Source organism: Desulfovibrio inopinatus DSM 10711 (genome assembly GCF_000429305.1).
Taxonomy (GTDB): Bacteria; Desulfobacterota; Desulfovibrionia; order Desulfovibrionales; family Desulfovibrionaceae; genus Alteridesulfovibrio; species Alteridesulfovibrio inopinatus.
On sequence record NZ_AUBP01000059.1, the window covers coordinates 1 to 2,244 of the forward strand.

The 2,244-nt window shown below is 50.6% G+C and carries 4 protein-coding genes; all 4 read right to left on the reverse strand.

Features of this window, described 5'->3' with window-relative positions:
• Positions 1-10: 10 nt before the first annotated feature.
• The gene (locus G451_RS0120240; protein WP_027185674.1) at positions 11-259 is read right to left on the reverse strand and encodes a hypothetical protein; all 249 of its coding nucleotides are present in this window, start codon (positions 257-259) and stop codon (positions 11-13) included.
• A 115-nt stretch (positions 260-374) separates the two neighbouring features.
• On the reverse strand, positions 375-566 hold the full coding sequence (locus tag G451_RS0120245) for a hypothetical protein (protein ID WP_027185675.1): 192 nt from the start codon (positions 564-566) through the stop codon (positions 375-377).
• Positions 563-1,225: a Rha family transcriptional regulator gene (locus G451_RS33200; protein ID WP_169727919.1), complete on the reverse strand. Its 663-nt coding sequence runs from the start codon at positions 1,223-1,225 to the stop codon at positions 563-565. Before G451_RS33200 ends, G451_RS0120245 begins: the two co-directional genes overlap by 4 nt.
• Before the next feature lie 247 nt (positions 1,226-1,472).
• A complete protein-coding gene (locus G451_RS0120255; protein WP_027185676.1) occupies positions 1,473-2,081 on the reverse strand; it encodes a hypothetical protein in 609 nt (202 codons plus the stop codon).
• Positions 2,082-2,244 lie beyond the last annotated feature (163 nt).

A 2,244-nucleotide genomic window follows, 5' to 3' on the forward strand; every position in this document is an offset into this window, starting at 1 on the left:
TCAAAAAGTCTTAAAACAAACCCTCGCCCTCCTCGTAGGCAAGTAGAGTCATATCCAACCGCACTTGCTTATCCTGGATTTGGGCAACATACGCGTCACGTTTTTCCATGTCGCCACGCACGCCAAATAAAGACGCCAGCCACATATTGCGGTCATCGTCGTCTTGCACCTGTTCGCGGTTGCGTTTCGCCGCAGCAAGGTTGCCGAAGAGAGATTTTAATTCATTTTCCGTCGGGTTATAATCCCAAATCGTTTCCATACTCTCCCCCTTGAAGCCGGGCGGCCGCCAAACGGCCGCCCGCAGTATTACGGAGCCTGCCCCGCACTCACTCTGCACTCACTGTGGATAAAGTACGTGCAGAGTGAGTGCGGGGTCAAGCCATCCGGGCCGCTGTCGTCATGCGCTCGCGCAGACTCCGCAGGATCAACAACAACCCGCTTTGCGCCGCATCGGTCAACGGAAACTCGAATTGCCCTTCACACAAGGCTTGTTCGAGAAAAGCAATCATATTGGCGCAATCATCAAGAATATCGCCGAGATGTTCTCGGTCCGGCTCCGGACTCATGATTGCACCCCGACCGTCTGCCCGGCACCGGGCAAGAGATCGAGCTTTCGAGCGGCCGCCACCACTTTTTCAATGGTGCTCTTGGAACGGTCCATGATCTTGGCAATCTCAATATTGGTCAGGCCCATTTTCCTGTAACGGACCACCCGCGCCAACGAGTCCCGAACCGACGGCCGTAACTGCAACATCATTTGGGCCGCGTTCTGCCGGGCTTCTCTCCAAACGTCTTCCTGTAAACTCATTCGATCCGATCGTTCCAAGCTCCGAAAGACTTGAATGAATCGGATTTTCCATTGAAGCGCCTCTGTACCAGAAAACCCCATGGCTAAAAGGGAAAAGGCATCACGATTGATATAAAAGAGAGGGCGTGAACGGCCTGTAGGATCACGATACACACTTTCAAAAAATCCAATAACAGGAGATTTTTCACCCTCCTCAATTTTGAGGGGAGTGTTATTCTTCAAGCATCTTTCACTGCCCCCAAATTTGGGGGCAGTGCTATCAGTCTGAATATCCTTTAAAATTTGCCGAATATCACGAAGCACATGATCATGCCGTTTTCCAAATGCTTCAGCGACGCTTCGAGAAGAAACACATGGAACGCCTTGGTGGTATTCGACATGAATGGAAAAGGGGAAAGGGGAATTGTTCGTGGTCATAAAGACCTCCATCTTGTTGGGATTGGAAAATAAAAAAGGCAGCATGACGCTCCCCTGCAAGATGAGCAGCCGGGGTCTCACGAACACCCGGACGTCATGCCGCCGATATATAGCTCTTCCCATAGGGAAGAAAAGGCGACGAAAACAAAAAGCCCGCGTTTCAATCCCGTTGGGACGGGATAAGGCGGCAGGACGCCTCATCTTGTTAGGGACATATTAGATACGTCCCTAACAGCAAAAAGTCAAATCACTTTGAAATCACGATGGGTAAAATGATCGTTTCCGCCTCCGGAGCCGTCACCGGGCACCCGGTGGCATCCGTAGCCGACCCGCTCGGCGTATCCGCGCATTGGTCCCAGGCATCCGGCACGCCGTCGCTGTCGGTGTCGTCGCTGTTGCAGACAGGTGCAACAGGTTCCGTGCCGCCGAAGTCGGATGGATAGCGAAAAACATCTCCACTTATATACGTAAGCTCGAATGCCTCACGAAAATCAATGGAGCATACCCATTCCGGAACTAATGCATAGGTTCTTTCATTCTTTATTGTCGAAAATATATCGACTTCAGATTCATCAATATTTTTCATTGAACAAGTAATTTCATCCTGAGTGGCCTGCCACAACATGGGATTGATGGTGAACCCATCTGTAGCAGAATCAGGCTTATACCGTGTATAGACGCTTCCTGAGGTGTCCGTCCATACAAAAACATCTCCAGTGGTGTACGTGATCATTGAAACGCCGAGATGTACCGACACCGCCCCTTCGGGCATCTCAGGAATATCTGCCCATGCTCCGGCTGCCCCCAAGAGCACCGAGCATCCCACCAAGCCCGATAACATCATTTTTTTCAACATACCGCCCTCCAAATATTTTTTATCGACACCTACATCAGGTCGCCATACCATGGCAAACTGGTTAATTAATTGACTTATTTATTCGGCATCCATTCAAAGATATCAGCCAAATAGCGTCGCAACGTTTCGCGTCGCCGGGAGGTGTTGCTTTTCCCGTTCAACA